Source organism: Corynebacterium sp. HMSC034H07 (assembly GCF_001815175.1).
Lineage (GTDB): Bacteria > Actinomycetota > Actinomycetes > Mycobacteriales > Mycobacteriaceae > Corynebacterium > Corynebacterium hiratae.
Genome location: NZ_KV819524.1, coordinates 121,770 through 140,746 on the forward strand (window position 1 = coordinate 121,770; position 18,977 = coordinate 140,746).

The 18,977-nt window shown below is 62.7% G+C and carries 18 protein-coding genes; 11 read left to right on the forward strand and 7 right to left on the reverse strand.

Annotation, left to right across the window (positions count from 1 at the left end; all coding sequences use genetic code 11):
- Window positions 1-37: 37 nt before the first annotated feature.
- Entirely contained in the window at window positions 38-1,552 is a 1,515-nt protein-coding gene (locus HMPREF3009_RS06270; protein WP_049156001.1) for a permease family protein, read from the forward strand.
- On the opposite strand, the gene HMPREF3009_RS06275 is transcribed toward HMPREF3009_RS06270, so the two are convergent.
- Window positions 1,549-2,730, reverse strand: a complete 1,182-nt coding sequence (locus HMPREF3009_RS06275; RefSeq protein WP_049155999.1) for an acyl-CoA dehydrogenase family protein — start codon at window positions 2,728-2,730, stop codon at window positions 1,549-1,551. The two genes, HMPREF3009_RS06270 and HMPREF3009_RS06275, sit on opposite strands and share 4 nt — an antisense overlap.
- Window positions 2,731-2,817: 87 nt before the next feature.
- On the opposite strand from HMPREF3009_RS06275, the gene HMPREF3009_RS06280 reads away from it, so the two are divergent.
- From HMPREF3009_RS06280 to HMPREF3009_RS06295, 4 genes are all read left to right on the forward strand, one after another.
- Window positions 2,818-3,228: an acyl-CoA thioesterase gene (locus HMPREF3009_RS06280; RefSeq protein ID WP_049155997.1), complete on the forward strand. Its 411-nt coding sequence runs from the start codon at window positions 2,818-2,820 to the stop codon at window positions 3,226-3,228.
- 57 nt (window positions 3,229-3,285) lie between these two features.
- Window positions 3,286-4,263, forward strand: coding sequence for an NAD(P)H-dependent flavin oxidoreductase (locus tag HMPREF3009_RS06285; protein ID WP_118783633.1), 978 nt, complete (start codon window positions 3,286-3,288; stop codon window positions 4,261-4,263).
- A gap of 3 nt (window positions 4,264-4,266) precedes the next feature.
- On the forward strand, window positions 4,267-5,067 hold the full coding sequence (locus tag HMPREF3009_RS06290) for an enoyl-CoA hydratase-related protein (RefSeq protein ID WP_049155992.1): 801 nt from the start codon (window positions 4,267-4,269) through the stop codon (window positions 5,065-5,067).
- A gap of 231 nt (window positions 5,068-5,298) precedes the next feature.
- Complete coding sequence (locus HMPREF3009_RS06295; protein ID WP_193394646.1) at window positions 5,299-5,685, forward strand: MmcQ/YjbR family DNA-binding protein; 387 nt, start codon at window positions 5,299-5,301, stop codon at window positions 5,683-5,685.
- A 342-nt stretch (window positions 5,686-6,027) separates the two neighbouring features.
- Here HMPREF3009_RS06295 and HMPREF3009_RS06300 read toward each other — a convergent pair whose 3' ends face one another.
- On the reverse strand, window positions 6,028-6,708 hold the full coding sequence (locus HMPREF3009_RS06300) for a hypothetical protein (protein WP_046647699.1): 681 nt from the start codon (window positions 6,706-6,708) through the stop codon (window positions 6,028-6,030).
- 325 nt (window positions 6,709-7,033) lie between these two features.
- Between HMPREF3009_RS06300 and HMPREF3009_RS06305 the strand changes: the two genes are divergently transcribed.
- Complete coding sequence (locus tag HMPREF3009_RS06305; protein WP_049156188.1) at window positions 7,034-7,480, forward strand: MarR family winged helix-turn-helix transcriptional regulator; 447 nt, start codon at window positions 7,034-7,036, stop codon at window positions 7,478-7,480.
- 45 nt (window positions 7,481-7,525) lie between these two features.
- Here HMPREF3009_RS06305 and HMPREF3009_RS06310 read toward each other — a convergent pair whose 3' ends face one another.
- Together HMPREF3009_RS06310 and HMPREF3009_RS06315 are read right to left on the reverse strand one after the other, a co-directional pair.
- A complete protein-coding gene (locus HMPREF3009_RS06310; RefSeq protein ID WP_049155988.1) occupies window positions 7,526-8,761 on the reverse strand; it encodes a M20 family metallo-hydrolase in 1,236 nt (411 codons plus the stop codon).
- Window positions 8,762-8,770: 9 nt separating this feature from the next.
- Window positions 8,771-10,363, reverse strand: coding sequence for an amidohydrolase (locus tag HMPREF3009_RS06315; protein ID WP_070680759.1), 1,593 nt, complete (start codon window positions 10,361-10,363; stop codon window positions 8,771-8,773).
- A 131-nt stretch (window positions 10,364-10,494) separates the two neighbouring features.
- Between HMPREF3009_RS06315 and HMPREF3009_RS06320 the strand changes: the two genes are divergently transcribed.
- The 5 genes from HMPREF3009_RS06320 (at window position 10,495) to HMPREF3009_RS06340 (ending at window position 16,906) form a co-directional block, all read left to right on the forward strand.
- Complete coding sequence (locus HMPREF3009_RS06320) at window positions 10,495-11,631, forward strand: PucR family transcriptional regulator (RefSeq protein ID WP_070680762.1); 1,137 nt, start codon at window positions 10,495-10,497, stop codon at window positions 11,629-11,631.
- Window positions 11,632-11,675: 44 nt separating this feature from the next.
- Window positions 11,676-12,284 (forward strand): cation efflux transmembrane domain-containing protein, encoded by a 609-nt coding sequence (locus tag HMPREF3009_RS06325; protein ID WP_070680765.1) that lies wholly within the window; start codon window positions 11,676-11,678, stop codon window positions 12,282-12,284.
- Between the two features lie 411 nt (window positions 12,285-12,695).
- Entirely contained in the window at window positions 12,696-14,078 is a 1,383-nt protein-coding gene (locus tag HMPREF3009_RS06330) for a hypothetical protein (protein WP_070680768.1), read from the forward strand.
- Window positions 14,079-14,285: 207 nt separating this feature from the next.
- Window positions 14,286-15,461: an alpha/beta hydrolase gene (locus tag HMPREF3009_RS06335; protein ID WP_070680771.1), complete on the forward strand. Its 1,176-nt coding sequence runs from the start codon at window positions 14,286-14,288 to the stop codon at window positions 15,459-15,461.
- Window positions 15,462-15,511: 50 nt separating this feature from the next.
- Window positions 15,512-16,906 (forward strand): GntP family permease, encoded by a 1,395-nt coding sequence (locus HMPREF3009_RS06340; protein ID WP_070680823.1) that lies wholly within the window; start codon window positions 15,512-15,514, stop codon window positions 16,904-16,906.
- Here HMPREF3009_RS06340 and HMPREF3009_RS06345 read toward each other — a convergent pair.
- The 3 genes from HMPREF3009_RS06345 to mmuM form a co-directional block, all read right to left on the reverse strand.
- Window positions 16,903-17,394 (reverse strand): gluconokinase, encoded by a 492-nt coding sequence (locus HMPREF3009_RS06345; protein WP_070680775.1) that lies wholly within the window; start codon window positions 17,392-17,394, stop codon window positions 16,903-16,905. The genes HMPREF3009_RS06340 and HMPREF3009_RS06345 overlap by 4 nt on opposite strands.
- A gap of 75 nt (window positions 17,395-17,469) precedes the next feature.
- The gene (locus HMPREF3009_RS06350) at window positions 17,470-17,856 is read right to left on the reverse strand and encodes a hypothetical protein (RefSeq protein ID WP_049155956.1); all 387 of its coding nucleotides are present in this window, start codon (window positions 17,854-17,856) and stop codon (window positions 17,470-17,472) included.
- A gap of 48 nt (window positions 17,857-17,904) precedes the next feature.
- A complete protein-coding gene (mmuM, locus tag HMPREF3009_RS06355) occupies window positions 17,905-18,843 on the reverse strand; it encodes a homocysteine S-methyltransferase (protein WP_369816109.1) in 939 nt (312 codons plus the stop codon).
- Window positions 18,844-18,977: the final 134 nt, after the last annotated feature.

Genomic DNA, 18,977 nt, shown 5'->3' on the forward strand with positions numbered 1-18,977 from the left:
GCTGGGCTTGGTCCCTTTTCTTTGAAAGGAGGCCGTCATGGCCGAAACCGCCGAAGCCACCGAACCTGAAGACCAGGGCATCGGTCAAGCTTCGCCCCACTGGAAGATGGGGCCCTTCGATGTCCGCCTACCCTTCGTGCACTACCGCATGGAATGGCCGGACTTCGCCCAAGGTTTGTTCATGTGCGTGGTCGACCTGGGCGCTATCCCCCTGATGACTGAGGCCCTCGGCATGCCCTATGAGGCGGCACTGGCCGTCGTCATTCTCAACGGCCTTCTCTACCTCACCCACCACCTCTTGGGCGATCCGGTAGTCCCGGGCTGGATTACCCCGGCTATTCCGCTGCTGACGGTCTACATCCAGACCTTCCCGGAGGGTGAGCAACGCATCTGGGCGCTCATCAGTTTCCAGCTCATGCTGGGCATATTCTCATTAACACTAGGCATAACGGGATGGGCCTCGAAGGTCGTCCGCCTCATCCCCTCGGGCTTGCGCTCCGGCATTGTTCTGGGCGCTGGTATCGCCGCCATCATCTCGGTGTTCCAGGAAGGCGGACGTTTCCACTCCTTCCCCATTACCATCACCATCGCGGTGGCTGTGGCCTTCTTCCTCATGTATTCCCGCCGCTTCCAAGCAATGCGCCAGAAGGCCGCCGGCTGGCGCTTCCTGGCTTCGCTAGGCATCCTGCCTGCTATCTTCGTCGCGGTCTTTGTCGCGCCGCTGGCGGGCGAGGCCCCGTGGCCGGATGTGGAGTGGGGTTTCTCCAAGCCGGACTTCATCACTCTGTGGTCTGAGTACACCGTCTTCGGTGTTGGTTTGCCGCCGGCGCACATGTTCCTCACCGCCATACCAACGGTGCTGGCCGCCTACATCGTCGTCTTCGGTGACGTCCTGCAGGCCAACGCAGTGCTCAAGGAAGCCGACCACGTCCGCACGGACGAGGCCGTGGTCTACAGCCCGTCGCGCGCACACCTTCTTTTTGGTGGCCGCAACATGCTGATGTCCATCATCGGCCCGGACGTCGCCATGTGTGGCCCGCTGTGGGCGGCAATGCACGTGGTCATCGTCGAGCGCTACAAGCAGGGCAAGCGTGCCATGCGCACCATCTTCGGCGGCGCGGGCTCCTTCCGTTGGGGCACCAACGTAGGTCTTCTGCTGCTGCCGATTACCTCTTTCGTCGAGCCCATCCTGCCGGTGGGTCTGGCGCTGACTCTCATCATCCAGGGCTTCGTGTCCGTACGCGTCGGCATCATGGAATCCAAGAACCAAAAGGATCTTGGCATCGCAGGTGTCACCGCCGGCGTTCTCGCTACCCAGGGAGCCGCCTGGGGCTTCGCTGCCGGCATCATCATGGTGCTCGTCGTCTACGGCAAGGACATGTTCAAGGACGAGCGCGACGGCACCATCCGCAACTTCGATGAAATCGATCCGAAGGAGGGCTTCGCCGATGCTCAGGCCGACTTCACCGAGCTGGCCGAGCTCAACGATCTGGATGCTGATGGACGCCCGATCGATCCGAACGCCCCGAAGCCGAAGGACACTAGGAGCTAGCTAAACGCCTGCTCCCCCGTCAGCACGCGCCCCAGAATCAGCGTGTGGATCTCATCGGTGCCCTCGTAGGTGCGCACTGATTCTAGGTTGGCGGCGTGGCGCAGCGGCGAATAGTCCGCGGTGATACCGTTGCCGCCCAGGATGGTGCGAGCCTGGCGGCAAATGTCGATGGCGGTGCGACAGTTAGCCAGCTTGCCCACCGAAATCTGGTAGGGCTCCAGCGTGCCTGCATCCTTGGCGCGGCCCAGGTTCAGTGCCAGCAACTGCCCCTTGTTCAGCTCCACCGCCATGTCCACCAGCTTCTGCTGGGTGAGCTGGAAGGACGCCAGCGAGCGGTCGAATTGCTTGCGCTCCTTGGCATAGGCCAGTGCCACCTCCAAAGAATCACGAGCAGCGCCCAAAGCGCCAAAGCTGATGCCGAAGCGAGCCTCGTTCAAGCACATAAACGGACCCTTGAGCCCTGGATGCTTGGGCAGCAGTGCATCAGCGGGCAAAGTAACGTCTTCCAGTTCGATATCGCACTGAATGGACGCCCGCATGGACAGCTTGCGGGTGATTGGCGTCGCCGTGAACCCCGGCGTGGACGTCGGCACAATGAACCCGCGCACGCCCGCCTCCACCCCGGCGGCGGAGGCATCCTTGTCGGACACCTTGGCCCAGATGATCGCCACCCCGGCCACGCTCGCCAGACCGATCCAGCGCTTCGCACCGTCCAGGACCCATTCACCGGAGCGGTAGCGCGCTACCGTCGCCATGCTTGCCGGGTCCGAGCCCGCGGTCGGCTCCGTCAACCCGAAGCAGCCAATGACCTCACCGGCGGCCATCTTGGGCAGCCACTGTTGCTTTTGTTCCTCCGAGCCGTGCTTATATATCGCCGACATCGCCAGCGAACCCTGTACTGATACCACCGTGCGGATACCGGAATCCCCTGCTTCCAGCTCCTGCATGGCTAGACCATATTCCACCGCTGAACGTCCAGCGCAGCCATAGCCTTCCAGATGCATCCCGAACAGTCCGGCCTCCGCGAGCACCGGGAAGATGGACTCCGGCAGCACCGCGTCCTCGTACCACTGCGCCACGTGCGGGCGGATGTGCTCATCCACCAGTGCGGCGACGCGGTCACGGGTAGCTTTTTCTTCTTCGCTCAGCAGAGCATCGATTCTCAGAAGATCTGTCATCGCATTCTCCTCACAATTCGAGTGACGAACCACAATTCGTATGTATAGTAATACGCATCACTCTACCCGCTCACCCCAGGAGGAACAATGCGCGCGCCCGCCAACGCCATCCCGATAGCCCTCGCCTTGCGGTGGTCCGACCAGGACGCGAATGCTCACGTCAACAACGCCACGATGGCCACGCTTTTAGAAGAAGCGCGCGTGCGCGCGGCCGCCGATCTGACCGGCCCTGTTGCCACCGATTCCTACGCTCACGTGGTGCGATCCCTCGAAGTCCAGTATGACGCCGAGCTCACCTACACCGATTCCATCCAGGCTCGCGTGTGGATCTCCCGCATCGGAAACACCTCCTATCAAGTTGCCCACGAACTCGTCCAGGACGGCACCCCGTGCGTGTTTGCCACGGCGACGTTGGTGCTTATCGATGCCTCTGAGCGCCGCCCGATCGCCCTGCCCGATGACCTCCGAGGGCGACTGCGCGACCACTTTTCCGAATAGCCATTCACTTTTCATTCATCCGCCTCCCATTACGCCCTTGCACCACAAAGGAGCACAATCCTCATGATTTCCACTCGCGTTACCGAGATGCTCGGCATTAAGCACCCCATCATCCAAGGCGGCATGCAGTGGGTCGGCCGCGCCGAGCTTGCCGCCGCCGTGTCCAATGCCGGCGGACTCGGCGTCGTCACCGCGCTCACCCAGCCCACCCCGGAGGATCTGCGCCACGAGATTCGCCGTACCCGCGAGCTCACCGACAAGCCCTTCGGCGTCAACCTCACCATGCTGCCGGCGATTACCCCACCGCCCTATGCGGAGTACCGCGACGTCATCATTGAGGAAGGCGTGAAGATTGCAGAAACCGCTGGAAATAATCCCAAGGACCACATGCCGGCTTTCAAGGATGCCGGCATCACTGTCATCCACAAGTGCACCTCCGTGCGGCATGCGCTGAGCGCACAGAAGGTTGGCGTTGACATCGTGAGCATCGACGGCTTTGAGTGCGCCGGCCACCCCGGCGAAGATGACATTCCGGGACTCGTGCTCATTCCCGCCGCCGCGGACCAGCTGGACATCCCCATCGTGGCCTCAGGCGGCTTCGCGGATGGCCGCGGGCTCGCTGCCGCCCTGGCACTGGGCGCCGAGGGCATCAACATGGGAACCCGCTTCGTGGCTTCCACGGAAGCCCCAGTGCACGAGAACGTCAAGCAGGCCATCGTGGAGCGCAGCGAGCTGGATACCCAGCTCATCCTCCGCGAGCTGCGCAATTCCACCCGCGTGGCCAGGAACGCTGTAAGCGATGAGGTTGCCGAGCGCCTTGCCCAGGGCGCCGAGTTTGGGGATATCCGCCACCTCGTTGCAGGCAAGCGCGGCCGTGCAGTCTACGAAACCGGTGATTTGGATGCAGGCGTGTGGACCTGCGGAACGTCGCAGGGTCTAATCCACGATGTGGCACCCTGTTCCGAAATCGTCTCCCGCATCTCCGCTGAGGCCGAGCGCATCATTTCCTCCCTCACCGAGCTTGTTAAGGACTAAACCATGACCGATGCCATCCTCACCCGCCGCGAAGGCTCCGTCCTCGTCGCACGCATCAATAACTCCGCGCGCCGCAACGCCATTGCCAAGGACCATTGCCTGGCTCTCTCTGCCGCGCTTGCCGACGCCTCCTCTGACCCCGCCATCCGCGCCCTCATCATCACCGGCGATGAAACCGCCTTCTGTGCCGGAGCGGATCTCGTCGCCGCCGCGCAAGAGGCAGCCACCGCGCAAGCTGCGGGCGAGACTCCCGACCCGGCCGAGTCCACCATGCTTCCCCAGCTCAACGCACTGGTGGCTGAGATTCAGGCCGCCGAGATTCCCGTCATCGCCGCGGTCGAAGGTGCGGCCGCTGGCGCGGGTGCTTCGCTGGCTTTTGCCTGCGATCTCATCGTGGCCGGCGAGGACTCCTACTTCACGCTGCCCTTCGGCAAGATTGGCCTTATCCCTGACGGCGGCGTGAGCCTCACCGCACTCGCCTCCGTGGGGCGCCACCGCGCGCTCGCCCTGGCACTGCTACAAGACAAGCTCGGCGTCGCCGAGGCCGAGGCTGCAGGTCTCGTAACCACACGCGCACCCCAAGGCCACGCACTGGCCACTGCACTGGAGGTAGCAGAACGCCTGCACATCGCACCGCGCGATGCCCTGGCCAAAGCCAAGGAGGCCATCAACCGCACGGCTCTGGGGCAGCTCGATGAACAGCTCACCTGGGAAGAGCCGACGCAGTACGCGCAGATGGCCTCAGCTGGCCACAAGGAGGGCGTCACGGCATTTCTGGAGAAGCGCACCGCGCGCTTTGATTAGCAAACAATCGACTAGCAGAAAACTGCCAGGCGGAGTTCATGGCGATGCCAGCACAGGCCGCCATACTCTGTGTTGTGCGTTTGAGAGAGCGCATGCGAGAGAGAGAACCCCTCATCCTCCGGAGGGCGGCCAGTGGCCGATAATCGGAGGAACTTGATAGAGACGCCGTTGGGCCCCTCCCCGAGGAATCGCGGGAGGGGCCCAACGGTGTTTTCACCTAGCCTGGTTCACATGAATTCCTCTCCACTGGATCTCCATGCCTGCGCTAGCGCCCGCGCCGCCGAACTCCCCGGCGCCACGTTGACGCACCCTTTCGGCCCTGACTGGGACGTGTTCAAGGTGCGCGACAAGGTCTTCCTCCTCCTCACCGCGGTAACTGGCCGCCAGCAGGCCATCCTCAAAGCCGAGCCCCTGGACGCCGAAGCGCTGCGCAGCGAGCACGCCTTCATCACACCCGGCTACCACATGAACAAGCGACACTGGGTTTCTGTTCACCCAGATCCCCGCCTCACCCCGCAGCTACTCAACGAACTTGTGACGGACTCCTACCGCCTTGTGGTGGAAAAGCTCCCCCGCTCACAACGCCCCATTAATCCGTCCGATTTTGGCTCTCCATAACCCCGATTATTAACCCCGGGGGCAACTCCCCGCACAGATTCCATTGCGTCTTGGTGGCGATAACCAGCGGAATTCAACCAGCACAGCAAACTCACAGCTCTCCTCTGCCTTTTAGGCGAGTCTAAGCTTCACATTGTCTGCCGATCAGTTGCATACTGTATGTCGTGCGTTGGAGAGAACGCACACAGAGAGAGATAGAGAGACTTCAGCGCCCTGTGGCCCTCAGTGTGAGCGGCCCGGGCGCTGAAGTTCTTATTACAGGAAACCACGCCGGTTTAACCCAAGACAAAAGCCCCTGCCTCAACGAGGCAGGGGCAAAAAGAACCTAGAAGCTACTTAGCCTTAGAAAGGCAGCTTGATGTTGAGGTTCAGGGCCTTCGCGATAGCCGGGAAGGCAGCAGCAACGGCAGCGAGAACGCCGGCAACGATGCCGAAGATAGCCAGCGGAGTCGGCTTGCCGTCCTTGGAGGACAGTACACCCTCAGCGGAGCTCTTCTTGTCGCCTGGTTCCGCGGTCTTGGAAGTAGACGGCTCTGCAGTCTTAGTCGTGGTGGCGGAGGTAGAGGACTTCTCGGAATTGTCAGCAGGCTTGGAGGACGAGGTCTCGCTCGAGCTCGTGGGAGATTCCTTCGGCTCGGAGGTCTTAGAGGTCTCGCTTCCCGCCGGGTCAGTGGCCTTGGTAGTGGTGGTCGTGTCCGACGCGGAAGCCTCGGCGCTCGTCGTCTCAGAGGTGGAGGTCTCGGACTCAGAACCCTTTTCCGCATCCTTTTGACGATCGACGATGGCCTTTGCTTCCAAGTAGGTCAGAGTCTTCTTGCCGTCTGCGGACTTGTAACCGCCCTTACCTTCTTCGGCGGTCGTGTCCTTGAAGTAGGTGACGCCATCAACCACAATGGTCGCCGGCAGCCCAATACCTTCGGTGCTGTCTGCTGCGTCCGGAATCTGGGCGATTGCAACGGTGGTGCCGCCGAGGAGGAGGGTACCGGACAGGGCTACTGCAGCAAGGGAACGGGAAATCTTCATGGATTCTCCTTAGGAGTCATACAAAATGTAGGGAGCCAAAGATTGACTGCACGTTAACAATAGTCACATTTGCGTCTCGTGTCACCAGTTTTTAAACTCACCCCCGCGGACGGGCAAAGAATACAGCCGCCTCTTGCATTCCGAACCCGATAAAAGTCCTTTCCATCTGCTATTTACCGCCGCTTCCGCTGGATGGATCAAACTCTTTCGACTAGCGGCATAAATTTCCTTTATATTACCCCCGCCTAACACCAATAAGGTGGCTAAAAGTGTGTTCTTGGAACTCGGTTGCAGATTCCCTCCCCGAACTTTTACGCTTGATTACGTGACAGATATTGATCCAATCGCTGAGACCATCGCGGAGTACCGCCGCTTCGAACGCGCCCGGGCTAGGTTCGACACAGAAGCGCGCCGCGAGTACGGAATCACCGGTTCCCATCTTTCGCTTCTGCGGCTCATCGATAAGAAGGGCCCCATCCCGATCCTTCAGCTGCGCAAGGAACTGGGATGGCAGCCCGCCACCATCGGGCAGGCTGTCAAGCGCTTAGTGCGTGATGATCTCATTGCGCTCAACGACGATCCAGAGGACCTGCGCCGCCGTTTGTGCGACATCACCGAAGAAGGCCGTCGCTTCCTGCTCCATGTCCCGCTTACCGGCCCGGTGCGCCTACGCACCTACGAGTTCAGCGAGGAAGAGCTCACCGCGATGAAGCGCGGATTCGAGGTCGCGCTACAGGCCTTTGGCTACGAGCCGTGGAGCGATAACGACTAAGGCCGATAGCAACTAGCGCGTCTTGCGCGGCGGCGCGCTGGGCGCCTAGCCTTCCCCACACCCGGATTCCACGAGGCGCTGAGCCACGTGCGTCAGCACGTCTAGGCCGGCCACGCAGTCCTCCGCCGTAGTGAACTCCTTTTCGTTGTGCGAGATGCCGTCGACGGACGGGATGAAAAGCATGACCGTCGGCACCACCTCCTTGAGGTTGGTCGAGTCATGGCCAGCCACCGTGTAAATCTCTTGGTGCGAGTAGCCCAGTTCCTCTACTACCTCCCGGGCCAGCTCTACACCGGCCGCCGGGTAGGGGTTGAGAGCCCACTCATGCGTCGGGGATAGCTCGACTGAGGTGCGGGACTCCTCTTCCGCCGCAGCGATGATCTCCTGCAGGCGTGCTTGGGCCTTGTCCAGCACCTCCGTAGACGGCGAGCGCACATCCACGTTGAAGCGCACCTCGCGCGCGATGGTGACCGGCGAGTTTGGCTCCAACGTCAGCTGCGAGACCGAGGCCTGCAGCTGGCCTTCGGCAAATTCGTGGGTGAGGCGCTCCACGGAAGAGATGATGAGGGAGGCACCGAAAAGTGCGTCCTTCCTATCGGCCATCAGAGTAGAGCCGGTATGGCCCTGTTCACCGGAAACAATCGCCTGGAATTTCTTCGCGCCCCACGTGGCGGTGACCAAACCAATCGTGTTGCCTGCAGCTTCAAGCTCCTTACCTTGCTCGACGTGGATCTCCGCATAGGCCGCGAGCTTCGGAGCTTCACCGCGCGGGGCCCAACCAGCTTCCTCCTGGGCCTGCGCCACGGTGACGCCGCTGAGGTCGGTGGCGGAGTGGGCGTCGTCAAGCGCCAACGTTCCCACAAACACGGAGCTGCCCATCATGGAAGGCGCAAAGCGCGAGCCCTCCTCGTTGAACCAATTGATGACCGCCAGGTTATAGCGCGCCTTGGCACCCGATTGCGCCACGCGCCCGGCGGCATGAGCTGCGGCCAACACGCCATAGGCACCGTCGAAGCGCCCGGCCAAGGGCTGCGAATCCAGGTGCGAGCCCACGCCCACGTACTCGGCGCCGGGGGCGAGCTCAAAAAGTCCGTACTGGTTTCCAATCTCGTCGTAGATGACCCGTGCTCCCAGGGATTCCAGGACCGCGTGGAACCAGGCGCGGTTGAGGTTATCGCCGGCACTGGCGGCTTGGCGCTCCACGCCGCCGCCCGGTGTGGCGCCGTTGGCGGACATGGCCTGGAAATCTGACAGGAATTGTTCGTTGGTGGTTGCTCGCATTTCTACTCCTTAAAAGCTTCCGTAGCGCAGCTCGCCGCCCACGATGGTGGCGGCCACGTCGATGGTGGATAGATCGTCAGTATTCAGCGGGTCCTGTGAAAGCAGCACGAAATCCGCCAGCTGTCCCAGCATCACCTGCCCCTTGCGCCCGGCCCAACCAGTTGCTGCGGCCGAGCCGGCGGTGTAGGCGTAGAGAGCCTCGGCAGGGGTCAGACGATCCTCAGGCCCATAATCCCGGCCTGAGGCGGTGCGCCGCTCCACGAAGGCCTGCATGACCTCCAGGGGTACCCCGGGTGCCACGGGTTGATCGGAACTGCCGGGGAGGATGAGGGAGGCGTCGAGAAGCCGCTTGCCTGGGTAGCTCCACGCGGTGCGCTCCGGGCCGAGGGCATCCGCCATCGCGTCGCCGAAAGCCCGGATGAACAGCGGCTGCGGAACCACCACGATGGGCTTGCCGCGCAGGCGCTCAATTTGGTCGGGGCGCACCACGCCGCCGTGTTCGATGCGGTGCGGCATGGCGGGCACGCCATGCTTGTCGACGGCCTCCTCCAGCGTCTCTATCGCAAAATCCACCGCCGCATCGCCGATGGCGTGGATAGCCAAGGACCAGCCGGAATTCGCCGCCTGCAGCGCACGGGTGCGCATCTGTTCCGGGTCATCCTGGAAGTATCCGTGATGGGAGCAGCAGGCGTAATTCTCCGTCAGTGCGGCGGTGGTACCTAGCAGGGAGCCATCGCTGAAGATCTTGACGGGGCCGATCTGCAGCCGCTCATCGCCGAAGCCGGTGCGCAGGCCACCATCCAGGCCCCAGCCGGGGCCGTCGGAGGCGTGTCCGGAAATCTCGTGGAGCACGTCCATGGTCACCATCACCTGCATGCGGGTGTGCAGGGTGGCGTTTTGATAGGCAGCAATCTCGCGCGGACTGTGCCCGATCCAGCCGCCGGCCACCCCGGCATCCGTGACGGAGGTCAGTCCGCGCTCCAGGTAACGGCGTGTGGCCAGCTCAAGGGCGCGGGCGATCTCCTCGCCGGATTCCGGCAGGGTTACCTCTTGGATGGCGCGCATGGCGTTTTCATCGAGCAGCCCGGTGCAGTGCCCGTCGGCATCGCGAACGAACTCGCCGCCTTCGACCTCGGGTGGGTTGGCGGGATCGACGCCCGCCGCGCGCAGGGCCGCAGTGTTGACCGTGTAAGCGTGGCCCGAGTTGTGCTTGATCAGCAGCGGAGCCCCGCCGGTGGCGTGGTCAAGCTGCGCAATCTCCACCGGCGCATCCAGCCCGGAGGGGCGAAACCCTGCGGCCACTACCCAACCGTCGGGGTTCGGCTCGGCGGCTCGCACGGCGGCGTAGACCTCCTCTGGCGTTGTGGCCTGGGATAGATCCACCTCCAGCAGCGTTTGGCCAAACCACACGGTGTGGGAATGCGCGTCATTAAAGCCCGGGGTGAGCGTGCGGCCGCCGGCATCCCATGCCTCATCAGCAGGCAGGGCTCGGGCAGCCTCCCCCACCGCGAGGATGCGCCCGTTGGCAAAAGCCACCGAGTCCGCAACCGGCCGCGCGGGATCCTGGGTCAGGATGTGGGCGTTGTCGATGCGCGTGATCATGCGTCCTCCTGCTTCTCTGACGAACTGCACGGGGACCGTGCTGTGTTTGTCACCACATGCTAGCCAGATCGGTGAGCCACCTCGCTACCTGCAGGGCAATCCACCACCGCTGAGCGTGTAACGTTGTGCATATGCACGAAAAACGCTGGCGCGACATCGTCGCGAAGGTCCATGGCACCATCCCCCGCTTGGTTGAGGATTTCCTCGCCGCCTTTTCTCGTTCCGGCCGCTACGGTGACTCCCTAGTGAGCGAGGATGAGCTGCGCCTGACCGCCTTCGAGGTCTTCGCGCGCATCACTGACGTGCTGGTCGGCGCGATGGATGAGGAGGAGCTTCGCGCCCATGCGCAAAGCCTGGGCCGCCGGCGCGCGCACCAGGGGGTGGAACTAGCCACACTGATCGACGCCATCCAGCTCGACTTCACGGTCCTCTGGGAACACCTCCGCCGTGCCGCCGGCGCGGACCAAGAGATCCTCATCGACCATGTGGCACAGGTGCATTCGGTTGTGACGATGTACAACCTCGTGGTCCGCGATGCTTACCGCTTGGAGGAGGCGCGCGGGCAGCACAACGTGCACCGTGCTCACGCCCGGCACCTGGAACGACTCTTCGCTGCCGAGTCCCTCGACACGCTGGGCATCGAGGAGATCGCCCGCGCACTCAACATCGATGTTGACACCCACTTCGACGTCGTGGTGTCCCACCCCACCGCGGCGGTAGAATTGCGCGCGCTCCTCGACGACCCTATCTCCTCCGGCGAGGCCTTCGGCCACCCTGTGCGCGGGATGTTCGTGGCCTTCTGGCCGAGCGGCCATCCCGCCAGCTTCACTACCGCGGACTTTGAACAGATCTCTGGCGTGCTCTTCCGTGACGTCGCCGGCCTGGCTGGAGTACGCGCGGCAGCGCACCAGGCACCGCGCATCTTCGATGCCACCGGCCCGCTGAGCCAACTCACCGAAGCGGCCGATGCGCTCTGGGCCGTCGCGGGCGATGTCCTCGCAGACTTCACCGCCAGCGGCATGACGGAGCTGACGCAGACCATCGCCGAGATGCGCCTTAAGAACGCGCCGCTGTACCGAACCATCACCACCTACCTGGACTGCGGCTCCATCAAGGACTCCGCTGAAGCGCTGAACTGCCACCGCAATACGGTGCTCAACCGCCTTCGACAAGTCACGGAGCTCACCGGTCTTGATATCACTCGCCCGAAGGACGCGGCCCGAGTGCTCCTCGCACTGCACCGCACAGGAGGAATAGTTTCAAAGTAAAAGAAGTTGGGCCTCGACACTGCCGCCCACTAGGCTCAGGTGCCGTGTCTCAAGAACTCTCCTCCTCTACCCTGAACGCGCGCGCCCGGCGCATCGTCGCCTGGGTTGCCGCACTGAACCTCCTCGGATTCTTCGGCGAGTTCATCATCGCCGCCTTCATCGGCTCGGCCGCACTGTTTGCTGACGCCGCCGACTTCCTCGAGGATTTTCTCATCAATGCGCTCGTCCTGCTCGCGCTGCGCTGGTCGGCGGAGGGGCGTCGCAAAGCAAGCTATGGCCTAGCCGGGCTGATCCTGATTCCGGCGTTGGCGTCCTATGGCATGGCAATATGGAAGATCATCACCGGCGCCGTACCTGAGCCACTTACGTTGTCAGGCACGGCGGTAGCGGCGATGCTCATCAACCTGCTCTGCGCGGTGCTGCTCATACAACTTCGCCACGGCAGCGCGCTCACGCGCGGCGCATGGCTGGCGGCACGCAATGATGTCGCCGCCAATATCCTCATTCTCGGCGCCGGCCTACTCATGCTGGTGTGGGCAAGCCCGTGGCCAGACATCGTGGTGGGCCTCATCATCGGCACCATTAACCTGCGCGCAGCGGCTGAGGTGTTCGAGCAAGCGCGCGCCGAAGATCCGGAAATTGAAGAAGATTAACGCGCCATCCCTAAGCATTTTTTAAGTAACCCGCAGGCCTGCGCGCAATCCCGCGCGCACCCCTGGGGCTAAAAATGGCCTGACAATAAGCGCTGCGCGCAACCTTTTCCTACCCCGTATGGGGTCATTCTTTAGTTTGTGACCAAATGGTCAAAGAGACGTTTTCCCAGAATACGGTCTAGTTGGACAAAACCAAGGTCGGCGCAAATTTCTTAGCCAATTGTTCACCTTCGCGTCACCCTATCGAAATATACTTCGCTATCCAAAAATATAAACAATCCTTAGGGTGCGCGATCCTGAAAGTCACCTTATCGTTGCTTCACGTCACGCACTGAGCGCTACAGCGCATACGCAGCGCCACCACAGTGCGTCACCACATTGCCCCAAACTTTTTCATCCAGGAGAACAACCATGACCAAGCGTCGTCGTACCGCCGGCCTCATCGCCGGCCTCGCGATTGCAGGCACCGCCCTCATCGCACCGGCTGCATCCGCAGCAACCCACACCGAGTCCTACCCGGAGACCCCGGCCGTTAACGCCAAGCTCCCCATCGTCCACACCAGCCACGGCTCCGACCACATGAAGGCCAACGTGCTCAACCCGCGCCCGGTGTGCAACCCGTGGGAGGACCACCGCACCGTGGTCTACAAGGTGACCGATAACTTCATGCCGGCAGGCACCATCTCCACCACCAACCAGACCAAGAAGGACATCCCGCTGCAGCAGGACCTGTCCAAGTCCCAGTCCATCACCCTGTCCGTCAACGGTGACCGCACCGAGACCACCTCCATGAACGCGGGCGGCAAGGGCTCCGGCAAGAACTCCGAGGGTTCCTTCGGCATCTCCCACCAGATCGCCACCAAGCTCGGCGCCTCCGCTTCCTACTCCCTGTCTTGGGAAGCCGGCCAGTCCATCGGCCCGTACGATGTTCCGCCGAACCACACCGGTGAGGCCACCTACGGCTTCCGCGTTCTGAACATGACCGGTACCCAGCAGTACTGCAAGCCGAACGGCACCTGGTCCACCCCGACCTTCTGGTCCGCAATGCAGCCGATGAAGAACGAGGTTCGCGTCAAGCTGTACGACGACATCGCGGATTCCTACGCTCCGAACAAGGACGCTCAGAACACCACCGACGTCAACGACCCGAAGGTTGTTGAGGAGGAGAAGTCCCCGGAGGCTGACGCTGAGGTCATCAAGGACAACGAGGTTGCTCCGGAGGAGAAGGTTGTCTCCGAGGCCGAAGGCAAGAAGGAAGAGGAAGCCGACAAGAAGGTCCAGGAGGACGTCGAGAACGGCAAGACCGATGAGGCTAAGCAGAAGCTGGACCTGAAGCCGGTTCTGACCACCTCTGGCGCTAAGCACGCAGGTTTCGCAGGCACCGTTGCTCTCCGCCTGGAGAACGTCGGCACCGAGCGCTACTACGGCAACTACCCGGCAGTTCAGTACCGCGTTGACGTCAAGACCGCTGAGGGCCCGAAGGGTGTTGACCGCCTGATCACCCCGCGTTCCTCCAATGGTGCGCACATCCGCGACCTTGGCTTCGACGAGAAGACCTCCACCCGCTCCTTCGAGGTCACCCTGGCCAACCCGATTAACGCTGGCGAGTCCGCGCGCGTTGCCAACCTGGACTTCGGCGACGGCAACACCAAGGAAGGCCGCCTGAAGAACTACATCGAGGTCACCCAGATTTCCCGCCTCGACGGTGACAAGTCCACCCACAACGACCAGAACGTTGATTCCCGCGAGATCACCGTCAAGGACACCGGCAAGAAGGCTGATGGCCTGTTCTAAGTAACAGCCCCCTCCTCTACATAACGAGTGTGCAGCCCGCCGGCGCTTAGTCCGGCTGCGAGAGAGTGCGTAACCCCCGACCGCCCCCATGCGGTCGGGGGTTTACGTTTCTCCGGTTTGGAGTTTTCCGCGCCCAGCCCCACTAGCGCTGTTATGTACTAATGCACTAATGCAGGCGATGCAACGTTCGTTGGATATTCTGAGACAATGCTTTCCTCTCGCACCGCGCTCGCGGGCATTCTTTCGGTGGGGCTGATTCTTTCTCCTCCCCACACTCATCTCGCACACGCGCAGTCTTCAGTTGATTCCGCACACTCAGCAGACTCGCTGAGCAGCGAGGTCGCAGACATTGATCAGCACTCCTCTGCTCTCGATCCCATTGCGCTGGGTCCGTTGGCACCCGTGCTCTTCGCGGAGAACATCTTTGCCGTATGGGGACCGCTACTCCAGCTGTTAAAGATTCCCGTCGTAGCGCCGGAAGCCACGCGCCCACCAGCCACCGCCGCGCCGGCACAGCTGCGCGAGCTGCAGCACATCCAGGACAACGTGTGGCAGTTCAAGGCCTACTCACCATCCATGGACCGCGTCATCACCAACGACATTATTCTCCCGCCGGGTGGATTGGAGAATACTCAGCCCCGCCCGACCTATTACTTGCTCGGTGGCGCCGGAGGAGGCGAGGACGCACTGTGGTGGGACGGCGGAGGAGCCTCCGAGTTTTTCCAGGACAAGCAGGTCAATGTTGTCTCGCCGCGCGGTGCTTATGGCTCAATGATGTCCGATTGGGCCCAGCCGCACGACACGCACGGAAAGTACAAGTGGGCCACCTACCTGACCAAGGAGCTCCCGCAGCTTATCGACGCCGAGTTTCACGGCAACGGTACCGACGGCATCGCGGGCGTGAGCAACTCTGGCGGCCCAGCACTCGAACTTGCCACCTATGATCCGCGGTTCAAGGTGGCCGGTTCCATCTCCGGTTGCCCCTCGACCACGGGTGTTGTCGCGCAAGGCTTCGCGTGGGTCAGCGCGGCGTTCTACGGCACGGACCCGACGCGCTCCTTTGGTGCGCCGTGGGATCCGGCGTGGGCTCGGCATTCGCCGGTTCTCAACCTCGATAAGCAGCACGGCAGGAAGACGTTTGTCATCGTCTCACGCGGTGGCCCGGCGGACTTTGATGTCGACATTGAGGACTCACCGCTGCCGGCACTAGGCCTCAACGAGCGGTTGGATTATTGGTGCAGTTCCTATTACGCCAAGCAAGCCACCGCAGCTGGTGTGGACCTCGATTACTACGAGCTTCCGGAGGGGCGTCACACGTGGGGGCTGTTCCGACGTGAGCTGGCCATCAGTTGGGCCACGGTGGGCCCGGCCCTCGGGGTGTAGCCCCTAGATCACCGCACGTTGCATTAGTAAAATCAGCATCCATGAATGTCATGGATACGTGGGAACCCACGCTTACGACGGGGCCCCTTCTCGGTATTGCCGCGGCTGCAATTGCGGTCATCTTGGTCCTTGTCATCTACTTCAAGGTGCACGCCTTCGTCACCCTCGTCACGGTCTCCGCGCTGACTGCGTTGGCCGCCGGCATCCCGTTGGACGGCGTGGTGCCCACCATGACGAGCGGCTTCGGATCGACGTTGGGTTCCGTGGCCTTGCTGGTGGGCCTGGGCGCCATGATCGGGCGGCTGGCGGAGACCTCCGGCGGCGCCAAGACGCTTGCCGACGCCCTCGTGAAACTCTTCGGCGAAGACAAAGCGCCCCTGGCGCTGGGCGTGGCCTCCCTCATCATGGGTTTTCCCATCTTCTTCGACGCGGGTCTCATGGTGATGCTACCGGTCATCTTTGCCGTCGCCCGGCGCCTCGATGGTCCAGTGTTGGCCTACGGCATCCCCGCCGCTGGCGCCTTTTCCGTCATGCACGTCTTCGTCCCACCGCACCCGGGACCTGTCGCAGCTGGTGAGTTCTTCGGCGCGAACATCGGCCTCATCCTTATCTTCGGTCTCCTCGTCGCGCTGCCCACGTGGTATCTCTCCGGCTACCGCTTCGGGCTCCACCTAGGAAAGAAGTACCCCTACCGCCTCGAGGAGGCGGTCACCGGCGCGCTGGTGAGCGACGCGGAACTGCCGGCGCGCCCGGCCTCCCCGTTCGCGGTTCTCAGCATCCTGTTCATCCCCATGGTGCTTATCTTTGGCAATACCGGGCTGACCACGCTGGGCACCGCGGGTGTCGTCGACCCCGCTGCCTCATGGGTGCGCTTCTTCATTTTCTTAGGCCAGACCCCGATCGCCCTGCTGATCACCACTCTTGCGGCGATGGCCGTGCTGGGCCTGCGCCGCGGGGAAAGCAAGAGCGCCATCGAAAAGACCGTGGAGTCTTCGCTTGGTCCGATTTGTTCCGTCATCCTCATCACCGGTGCCGGCGGCATGTTCGGCGGGGTGCTGCGCACCAGCGGCATCGGTGATGCGCTGGCGGATTCCATGTCCGGACTCGGCATCCCCGTCATCCTGGCCTGCTACCTCATCGCGGTTGCCCTGCGCCTGGCACAGGGCTCAGCCACCGTTGCCCTCACCACGGCCGCAGCCCTCATGGTGCCCGCCGTGGAGGCAGGCGGCTTCACGGAAATCCAGCTGGTCCTCATCACGCTTGCCACCGCGGCAGGTTCCGTCTTTGGCAGCCACGTCAATGACTCCGGCTTCTGGCTCGTCGGCCGGCTCATGGGCATGGACGTAGCCACCACCCTGCGGACATGGACCGTCAACCAGGCGCTGATTTCCGCGATCGGCTTCGGCGTCGTCCTAATCTTCTACGGCGCCGCCGCACTGCTTTAGACCTGCAGGTACTCGGCTGCTGCGGCAGCAAGTTCCTCCGGGGCAGCGCTGACATCCAGCACGATGCCTGCTTCCCCCGGCTGCAGTTCCTCGAGCGTCTCGAACTGCGAGTCCAACAGGGAAACCGGCATGAAGTGCCCAGAGCGCTGGCTCATGCGCTCCTTGAGCAAATCGTAGGAGCCGTGCAGGTGCACGAAGACCGTATCCGGTGCCGCGGCTCGGATGATGTCACGGTAGGAACGCTTGAGCGCGGAACAGCCCACGATGGCCCCGGCGTCCTGGTCCGCGAGAAAGCGGCCGATGGACTCGAGCCAGGGCTTGCGGTCGTCGTCGTCAAGCGCCTGCCCCGAGGACATCTTCTCGATGTTCGTCTTCGGATGCATATCGTCCCCATCCCGAAAAGGCAGGCCGGTGCGCTGCGCCAGCAACTCCCCCACCGTGGACTTACCGCAGCTCGAGACTCCCATGATCACCACGTGCTTGCGCATCAATCCTCCTTAAGACAGCACCCGATCCTACGCGCTACGCGCTACGTAACGTAGCGCGGCTGACCACAGCGAGGCTTAGCCCAGTGGACCGTAGCCAAAGTCCCCGCGCTGCACCTCGCCGCGGGCATTCGGATCGAAGGTGGCGCACAGGGCGGCCGCCACGTAGCGAACGCCGCCCTCCGGCGCGGAGGAACCGACGCGCTCAGCACAGTTCTCCAGTGCAGGCAGGCCGATGCTCTGCCCCGGCATCGTCATGGAGAAGAAGGACGCGGCCATCATGGTGTTGCCATCAGCGCGAACATATTCCGAAGAGCCCTTGATGGCCTGCCAGGCAATCGCGCCAACGGGGTCGGTACGGAATTGGTCCCGCTCAGTTTGGGTCAGCTCGGCGTTGGCGGCGGGGACGGACAGGGATGCAACGAGGAGCGCAGCGCATGCTGCGAGGAAAGAAGATTTTTTCATAGCAATACTGTATCCCCTGTGCCGTGGGGTTGTCCTGGTATTCCTTCGTTAGTGCCCAGATGAGTCGCTTGTTGCGTGACGGATGGAAGCGCGCAGCTGGTGTATCTCAGTGGGCCCCACGCGGCAGCACCCGCCCAGCAGGCTCGCGCCGGCGGCCACGAGATCCGTTGCGGCCTCAGCTAAACTCACCGCGCCAGCGGGGGCCGGCCGCCACCCATGGGCGCCATGGTCCCAGAGTTCGCCGCTGTTGGGGCAAGCCAGCAGCGGCTTATCGGTGGCTGCGTGCAGCATCTTCACTACACCGAGCGCTTGGGGTGCGCTCACGCAGTTCACGCCCACGGCACCCAGCCGTGGTGCCTGGTTGACCAGCTCAATAACACGCATGAGCTTGACCGGGTCAGCGGCAATGGCCCCGGTAATGCTCAGCGCGAAGGGCTTGGGCTGAGCCGACAGAAGTTCCAGCAGTACCGCAGCCTCATCGACGTTGGGGATGGTCTCAGCAAGCAAAAAGTCAGCGTCCGTATCCGCGAGCACCGCAACCCTGCGGGCATGCCAGCGGTACAGCTCCTCGCGGCTAAGGCCGTAGGCCCCGTCGTAGTCGGTGCCCTCACCTGGGCCTGCACCATAAGGGCCGATGGATGCGGCAACCAAGTACTCCCCCAAGCCGCCGTGCTTGTCGACGGCCCCGCCCGCCGCATCACGTGCCACCGCAACGCTGCGGCGCAGAAGTGTTTCCGCCTCCTCGCCGAGGACGTCGAAGGTGACTTGGTAGGAAGCCGTGGTGGCCACTTGGGCACCAGCGGCGAAGAAATCAGCGTGGGCAGATTCGATGAGCGCTGGGTTCTCACGCAGCACTCGCGCCGACCACAACGGGCCGGAGATATCGTGCCCCTGGGCTTCGAGGTAGGTTCCCAGGCCGCCATCGAGAAGCAGCGGCGCGGCATGAAGGACCATGCGCATGAGCTTAGCAATGGCTTCCGCAGTCACCCCGCACCATCACGATAAGCCACCCCAATAGACCTATTAGTTTTCTTAATCTTCAGGCGGTCCAATCACCCTCCCGGAATCCATCCGCGCTCGTCATCACCAGTTCCACGCGCCGCGCCACGACAACGCCCATA

Bases quoted from the DNA above. Each gene is read 5' to 3' on its own strand.
- HMPREF3009_RS06310 (WP_049155988.1), bottom strand. From the start codon at position 8,761: ATGCGAGCAACCACCAACGAACAATTCCTGTCAGATTTCCAGGCCATG.
- HMPREF3009_RS06270 (WP_049156001.1), top strand. From the start codon at position 38: ATGGCCGAAACCGCCGAAGCCACCGAACCTGAAGACCAGGGCATCGGT.
- HMPREF3009_RS06340 (WP_070680823.1), top strand. From the start codon at position 15,512: ATGGATACGTGGGAACCCACGCTTACGACGGGGCCCCTTCTCGGTATT.
- HMPREF3009_RS06290 (WP_049155992.1), top strand. From the start codon at position 4,267: ATGACCGATGCCATCCTCACCCGCCGCGAAGGCTCCGTCCTCGTCGCA.
- HMPREF3009_RS06315 (WP_070680759.1), bottom strand. From the start codon at position 10,363: ATGATCACGCGCATCGACAACGCCCACATCCTGACCCAGGATCCCGCG.
- HMPREF3009_RS06335 (WP_070680771.1), top strand. From the start codon at position 14,286: ATGCTTTCCTCTCGCACCGCGCTCGCGGGCATTCTTTCGGTGGGGCTG.
- HMPREF3009_RS06280 (WP_049155997.1), top strand. From the start codon at position 2,818: ATGCGCGCGCCCGCCAACGCCATCCCGATAGCCCTCGCCTTGCGGTGG.
- HMPREF3009_RS06300 (WP_046647699.1), bottom strand. From the start codon at position 6,708: ATGAAGATTTCCCGTTCCCTTGCTGCAGTAGCCCTGTCCGGTACCCTC.
- HMPREF3009_RS06320 (WP_070680762.1), top strand. From the start codon at position 10,495: ATGCACGAAAAACGCTGGCGCGACATCGTCGCGAAGGTCCATGGCACC.
- HMPREF3009_RS06330 (WP_070680768.1), top strand. From the start codon at position 12,696: ATGACCAAGCGTCGTCGTACCGCCGGCCTCATCGCCGGCCTCGCGATT.
- HMPREF3009_RS06345 (WP_070680775.1), bottom strand. From the start codon at position 17,394: ATGCGCAAGCACGTGGTGATCATGGGAGTCTCGAGCTGCGGTAAGTCC.
- HMPREF3009_RS06295 (WP_193394646.1), top strand. From the start codon at position 5,299: ATGAATTCCTCTCCACTGGATCTCCATGCCTGCGCTAGCGCCCGCGCC.
- HMPREF3009_RS06275 (WP_049155999.1), bottom strand. From the start codon at position 2,730: ATGACAGATCTTCTGAGAATCGATGCTCTGCTGAGCGAAGAAGAAAAA.
- HMPREF3009_RS06350 (WP_049155956.1), bottom strand. From the start codon at position 17,856: ATGAAAAAATCTTCTTTCCTCGCAGCATGCGCTGCGCTCCTCGTTGCA.